Raw genomic sequence first — 6,244 nt, 5'->3', positions numbered from 1 at the left:
AGGCTGCGCCAGTTCTGGTAGCGCGCCAGCAGCTGCGCATCGCCCGCCTCCAGCCCCAGCCGCCGGCCCTCGACCAGCACCTCGACCAGGGTCGCGACGTCGCGATAGCCCAGGTTCACCCCCTGCCCCGCGATCGGGTGGATGCCGTGCGCGGCATCGCCGACCAGCGCCAGCCGCGTGTCGGTGATCCGCGCGGCATGGTGGAAGCCCAGCGGATAGCTGGCGCGCGGGCTGGCATGCGACAGCGCGCCCAGGAACCCGCCCATCCGCTTTTCCGCCTCCGCCAGGAAGCCGCGGTCGCCCAGCTTCAGCAGCCCCGGCGCCTGGTCCCCGGGCACCGTCCACACGATCGCGCAGCGGTGGCCGATATCGTCGTCGGGCAGCGGCAGCAGCGCGAACGGTCCTTCGGGATAGAAGATCTCATAGGCGATATCCTCATGGCTGCGTTCGTGGTGGAACGCGCCGATGATCGCGGTGTGATCGTATTGCCAGCGCGCGACGGTGATCCCCGCCGCCTCGCGGGTGGGCGACTGGCGCCCCTCCGCGGCGACCAGCAGGTCGGCGGTGACGCGCGCGCCCGACGACAGCGTCGCGCGCACCCCGTCGGCGTCGCGCTCCACCTCGGTCGCGCGGGTCTGCATCCTCAGGTCGACGTGCGGCGCGGCCACCGCCGCATCGTACAGCGCGCGGCGCAGCAGGCGGTTTTCGTACATCGTGCCCAGCGCGGCATCGTCGGGCGCGGGGATGAAATCGAGCTTGCCGGGCGCCAGCCCGTCGCTGACGCGGATCTGCCGGATCGCGCAGCCCTTGCCCGCCAGCGCCTGGCCCACGCCGATCGCGTCGAGCATCTTGTGGCTGGCGCTGGCGACGGCGGAGGCGCGGCCGTCGAACCCGGCCGACAGCGTCACCGCCGGGTCCGCCGGATCGACCACGATCGAGGACAGGCCATGCCGGTCGAGCGCGACGGCAAGGCACGCGCCCACCAGCCCGCCGCCGAGGATGAGCACGTCGGCGTGATCCGCCGCTTTATCCGTCGCTTGGTCCATGCCCCTGCCCTACGCCACCGGCGCGTGCCTGCCAATGGAGTGCAAACCTGTCCTACGTGCTTGCCAAGCAGCGATGATTTGCGCGCGGACCGGCGGCGGCCCATCTGGCGAGCATGGCAAGTCTTCTCGATCCCGAGGCGCGCGGGCGCGTCATCCTGGTCGGCGCCGGTCCGGGCGATCCGGGGCTGCTGACGGTGCGCGCGGTCGAGGCGCTGCGCCAGGCCGATGTCGTCGTCCACGACGGGCTGATCGACCCGCGCGTGCTCGATCTCGCCCCCCCGGCGGCACAGCGCATCTCGGTCGCCAAGCGCCGCGCGCGCCATACCTTGCCGCAGGAGGCGATCAATGCGCTGATTGTCGCGCATGTCATCGCCGGCAGCGTGGTCGTGCGGCTGAAGGGCGGCGACCCGTTCATCTTCGGCCGCGGCGGCGAGGAAGTGGAAGCGGTGCGCGCCGCCGGCCTCGCCGTGGAGGTGATTCCGGGCGTGTCGGCGGCGCTGGGCTGCGCGGCGGAGGCAATGCTGCCGCTGACCCACCGCGATCACAGCAGCGCGGTCAGCTTCGTCGCGGGCCAGTGCAAGGGGCTGGCGGAACAGGATTGGTCCGGGCTGGCCGGCCAGGGGCGCACCTTGGTGATCTACATGGGTGTCGCCACCGCGGAGGCGATCGCCGACAAGCTGATGGCCGATGGCGTCGCCCCCGACATGCCGGTCGCGGTGTTGGAAAAGGGCACGCTGCCCGGTCACCGCGCGCTGCGCACGCTGCTGGCCGATCTGGGCGCGATGGTCGCGCGCGAGAAGGTGGCCAGCCCCGCGATCATCGTGGTGGGCGAAGTGGTGGAACTGTCGGATGCGCAGGACCGTCTGGCGGGCTATGCGCGCGTGGCGGATGGCATGGCAGTGGGGAATGCGGCGTGAGACTGATTACCGGCAACGATCTGGCGACCGGCGACGTGGTGTGGTGGACCGGCGGCGATTGGTCCCGCCATGTCGAACAGGCGGTGGACGCGGGCGATCGCGCCGAGGCGATCGCGCGTGAGGAGGAAGCTGCGCGGCGAGTCAACGTCCCCTATGTGATCGAGGCGACCGCGACCGCCGACGGTCCGCGCCCCGCGCATATCAAGGACCGTATCCGCGCGCTCGGCCCGACCGTGCGCCCCGACCTGACGTTGAAGCCCGCCGATCCGGCGGCGGGAAGCTGGGTGATCTGATGTACAGGTACGACAAATACGACCAGGCGATCGTCGACGCGCGCGTCGACGAATTCCGCGACCAGGTGCGCCGCCGGCTGGCGGGCGAGATCACCGAGGACCAGTTCAAGCCGCTGCGGCTGATGAACGGCCTGTATCTCCAGCTGCACGCCTATATGCTGCGCGTCGCCGTCCCCTATGGCACGCTCGACAGCCGCCAGATGCGGATGCTGGCGCATGTCGCGCGCACCTATGATCGCGGCTACGGCCATTTCACGACGCGCCAGAACATCCAGTACAACTGGATCCGGCTGGATCAGGCGCCCGACATCCTCGCCGAGCTGGCGACGGTGGAGATGCACGCGATCCAGACCAGCGGCAATTGCATCCGCAACATCAGTTCGGACCAATATGCCGGCGCCGCCGCGGACGAGGTGACCGACCCGCGCCCCTGGGCCGAGCTGATCCGGCAGTGGAGCACCTTCCACCCCGAATTCACCTACCTGCCGCGCAAGTTCAAGATCGCGGTGATCGCCGCGGAGGAAGACCGCGCGGCGATGCGGCTCCACGATATCGGCATCCGGCTGCATGAGCGCGACGGCGTGCTGGGCGCGGCGATCTTCGTCGGCGGCGGCATGGGCCGCACCCCGATGATCGCGCATGAAATCAGGGACTTCGTCACCGCCGACGACCTGATGAGCTATCTGGAGGCGTGCCTGCGCGTCTACAATCGCTACGGCCGGCGCGACAATATCTACAAGGCGCGGATCAAGATCCTGCTCCACGAAATCGGCCCCGACGACTATCGCCGACAGGTCGAGGAGGAGTTCGCGCAGGTCAAGGCGCTGGGCATCGATCCGCCCGCGGCGGAGCTGGCGCGGATCACCGCGATGTTCGCGCCCCCCGCCTTCGACGCGGCCGCCGCCGGTGACGTCGCCGATCGCACCGACCCCGATTTCGCGGTCTGGCTGGACCAGAACGTGCGCGCACACCGCCAGCCGGGTTATGCGATCGTCAACATCTCGCTCAAGCCCGTCGGCGGCATCCCCGGCGATGCCAGCGCCGACCAGATCGACGTCATGGCGGACCTGGCGCAGCGCTACGGCTTCGACGAACTGCGCGTCACCCATGCGCAGAACATCGTCCTGCCGCACGTCCGCATCGCCGATCTGAAAGCGGTGTGGACCGCGCTGGTCGACGCCGGGCTGGCGGAGGCGAACCTCGACCTCATCAGCGACATCATCGCCTGCCCCGGGCTCGATTACTGCAGCCTCGCCAACGCGCGCTCGATCCCGCTGGCGCAGAAGATCGGCGAGCGGTTCGCCGATCCGGCACGCCAGCGCGACCTGGGCGAGCTGAAGCTCAAGATCTCCGGCTGCATCAACGCCTGCGGCCACCATCACGCCGGGCACATCGGCATCCTGGGCGTCGACCGGAAGGGGACCGAGAATTTCCAGCTGCTGCTGGGCGGTTCGGGCGCCGAGGACGTGTCGCTGGGCAAGATCACCGGCCCGGGGTTCGACGAGGACGGCGTGGTCGACGCGATCGAGCGCGTCACCGACAAATATCTGGAAGTGCGCGACCCCGGCGAACGGTTCGTCGACACCTATCGCCGCGTCGGGATGACGCCGTTCAAGGAGGCGATCTATGGCTGAGGAAGCCGCATTCCTGCGCTTTCGCGACGACACCCCGCATGAGGAGCCGGCGGTCACGCTCGATTCGTTCCTGGCGGACCAGTCGAACGCCACCGCGGTGCGCGTCGAGCCGGGGGATGAGGCGCGCGCGCTGATCCCGCATCTCGACCGACTGGCGCTGATCGAGGTGTCGTTCCCCAGCTTCCGCGACGGTCGCGGCTATTCCACCGCGCGCATCCTGCGCGAGGCGGGGTATCGCGGCGAGTTGCGCGCCGAGGGCGATGTGCTGGTCGATCAGATCCCGCTGATGCGCCGCTGCGGCTTCGACAGCTTCGCGCCCGCCGCGCCGATCGACGCCGCGGTGCTGCAACGCTCGCTCGCCCGCTATCCGCAACCGTATCAGAAGGCCGCGGACGGCGCGGTCCCGGTGTGGAAGCTGCGTCATGGCTGAACCCGCGCGCCAGCTCGACACGATCGACGTGCGCCCGGTCTTCACCGCCGAGGATGCCGCCGCGATGGAGGCGCGCTTCGCCGGGGTCGCGACGCAGGATTTGCTCGCCGCGCTGCTGGCGGGCGAGTTGAAGGGGCGCGTCGCCGCGGTCTCCTCGTTCGGGGCCGAATCAGCGGTGCTGCTGCACATGATCGCCGCGGTCGACCGCGACGTGCCGGTCATCTTCACCAACACGCAGAAGATGTTCGGCGAGACCCTCGCCTATCGCGACGAACTGGCCGAGCGGCTAGGCTTCACCGACCTGCGCGTGTTCCGCCCCGACCCGCGGCTGCTGCGGCTGAAGGACGACAAGGGGCTGCGCTGGTCCTACGACCCCGACGGTTGTTGCGACCTGCGCAAGGTCGAGCCGCTGCGGCGCGCGCTGATGCCCTTCGACGCCTGGATTTCCGGGCGCAAGGGCTTCCAGGCCAGCTCGCGCCGCGCGCTGCCGCGGTTCGAGGCGGATGAGGGCCGGTTGAAGATCAACCCGCTCGCCGATTGGGACAAGGCGCGGCTCGACGCCTATTTCGACGCCCACGACCTGCCCCGCCATCCGCTGGAGGCGCAGGGCTATCTCTCGATCGGCTGCGCCCCCTGCACGTCGAAGGTCCGCCCCGGCGAAGATCCGCGCGCCGGCCGCTGGCGCGGCTGGGACAAGGTGGAATGCGGCATCCACGTGCCGGAAAAGCCGGGCGAAGAACCCGCGTTCTGATCCGCCCGACGCCGCCGCGACGTCCCGGCTTTCCCGATATTCGGTGACCCGTCGACCGCTTCGGGAAAGCTCGTCCCGCGCAGAGCCGCTTCGTCAATTTGATGACAAGAAACGAGACGCGTGCAGCGGAAAGGCTCGCTAGCTGATCGGCTCCATCAAGGGAGCCATCAAATGAGAATGCTGGACGGCAAGGTCGCGATCATCACGGGTGCCAGTTCCGGGATCGGGAAAGCGGCCGCCAAACTGTTTGCCGCGCACGGCGCGTCTGTGGTGCTCGTCGCCCGGCGCGATGCGGCGCTGGCATCGGCGGTCGATGAAATCGAGGCGCAAGGCGGTCGCGCGCTCGCCGTCGTTGGAGACGTCACCGAAGCGGGTACGCATGATAAGGCGGTTGCCGCCGCACGCGCGACATTTGGTGGCGTGGACGTCGCGTTCAACAATGCCGGCTCGGTCGGCACCATGGGGCCGCTCGCGGAGATCGAGCCTCGCCAATGGGCGGAGGTGCTGGCGTCGAATTTGACCGCGGCCTTCCTGGGTACCCGCGCGCAAGTTCCTGCCATGATCGAGCAAGGGGGCGGCACGCTGGTCTTTACGAGCAGCTTCGTCGGCAATAGCGTGGGGTTGCCGGGCATGGGGCCGTATGGCGCAGCCAAGGCGGGCCTCATGGGCCTGGTCCGCGGCATCACGGCCGATTACGCCGCGGCCGGCATCCGCGCCAACGCTCTCCTACCTGGCGGCACCGCGACCGACATGGCCGGCGACGCCGCCCAGCGCGAATGGGCTGCCGGTCTCCACGCGATGAAGCGGATCGCCCGCCCCGAAGAGATCGCGCAGGCAGCGCTGTTCCTCGCCAGTGATATGTCGAGTTTCGTCACGGGATCGGCGCTCTGGGCAGATGGCGGCAACGCTGCCGTGAAGCTCTAGCCGGTTCCCGTGATCGGCGGCCTCCAGGTGCGAAGGCCCGGAAGCCGCCGCGCGGGCCGTTTTACCCTCGTTTACGCGAATGGCGCCCAACGTCCCCACGCGGAAGTCGCAGGTCACGGCCACCTGAAGCGGTGTCCCCGCCTCGCGCTCGCGATCCCTCCCCCCGCCCGCGCCATCTTGACGTCGGACTCGCGCGCGCGGACAATGGCGGCTGTTTTTTCACATCGTTACGGGGTTGAGTGGATGGCG

7 protein-coding genes are annotated in these 6,244 nt (G+C 69.5%); 6 read left to right on the top strand and 1 reads right to left on the bottom strand.

Going from position 1 to position 6,244, the window contains the following annotated elements:
- Positions 1–1,046 (bottom strand): FAD-dependent monooxygenase (locus AX685_RS17860; protein ID WP_066491080.1); only part of this gene is annotated, 1,046 nt, incomplete at its 3' end.
- Between the two features lie 113 nt (positions 1,047–1,159).
- Between AX685_RS17860 and cobA the strand changes: the two genes are divergently transcribed.
- The 6 genes from cobA to AX685_RS17830 all read left to right on the top strand — a co-directional run bounded on the left by cobA (position 1,160) and on the right by AX685_RS17830 (position 5,995).
- A complete protein-coding gene (gene cobA / locus AX685_RS17855; protein WP_066491078.1) occupies positions 1,160–1,963 on the top strand; it encodes a uroporphyrinogen-III C-methyltransferase in 804 nt (267 codons plus the stop codon).
- Entirely contained in the window at positions 1,960–2,256 is a 297-nt protein-coding gene (locus tag AX685_RS17850) for a DUF2849 domain-containing protein (RefSeq protein ID WP_066491077.1), read from the top strand. Before cobA ends, AX685_RS17850 begins: the two co-directional genes overlap by 4 nt.
- Positions 2,256–3,890: a nitrite/sulfite reductase gene (locus AX685_RS17845; RefSeq protein ID WP_066491073.1), complete on the top strand. Its 1,635-nt coding sequence runs from the start codon at positions 2,256–2,258 to the stop codon at positions 3,888–3,890. Before AX685_RS17850 ends, AX685_RS17845 begins: the two co-directional genes overlap by 1 nt.
- Entirely contained in the window at positions 3,883–4,320 is a 438-nt protein-coding gene (locus AX685_RS17840; RefSeq protein ID WP_066491070.1) for a DUF934 domain-containing protein, read from the top strand. The genes AX685_RS17845 and AX685_RS17840 overlap by 8 nt, the downstream gene beginning before the upstream one ends.
- A complete protein-coding gene (locus tag AX685_RS17835; protein ID WP_066491069.1) occupies positions 4,313–5,071 on the top strand; it encodes a phosphoadenylyl-sulfate reductase in 759 nt (252 codons plus the stop codon). The genes AX685_RS17840 and AX685_RS17835 overlap by 8 nt, the downstream gene beginning before the upstream one ends.
- Positions 5,072–5,248: 177 nt before the next feature.
- Positions 5,249–5,995: an SDR family oxidoreductase gene (locus tag AX685_RS17830; protein ID WP_231792291.1), complete on the top strand. Its 747-nt coding sequence runs from the start codon at positions 5,249–5,251 to the stop codon at positions 5,993–5,995.
- Positions 5,996–6,244: the final 249 nt, after the last annotated feature.

Origin of the sequence: Sphingomonas sp. CCH9-F2, from assembly GCF_001556735.1 — a bacterium.
GTDB classification, from domain to species: Bacteria; Pseudomonadota; Alphaproteobacteria; order Sphingomonadales; family Sphingomonadaceae; genus Sphingomonas; species Sphingomonas ginsenosidimutans.
Note: the sequence above shows the minus strand (reverse complement) of the source record. Positions and strands in the feature narration are given on the sequence as shown.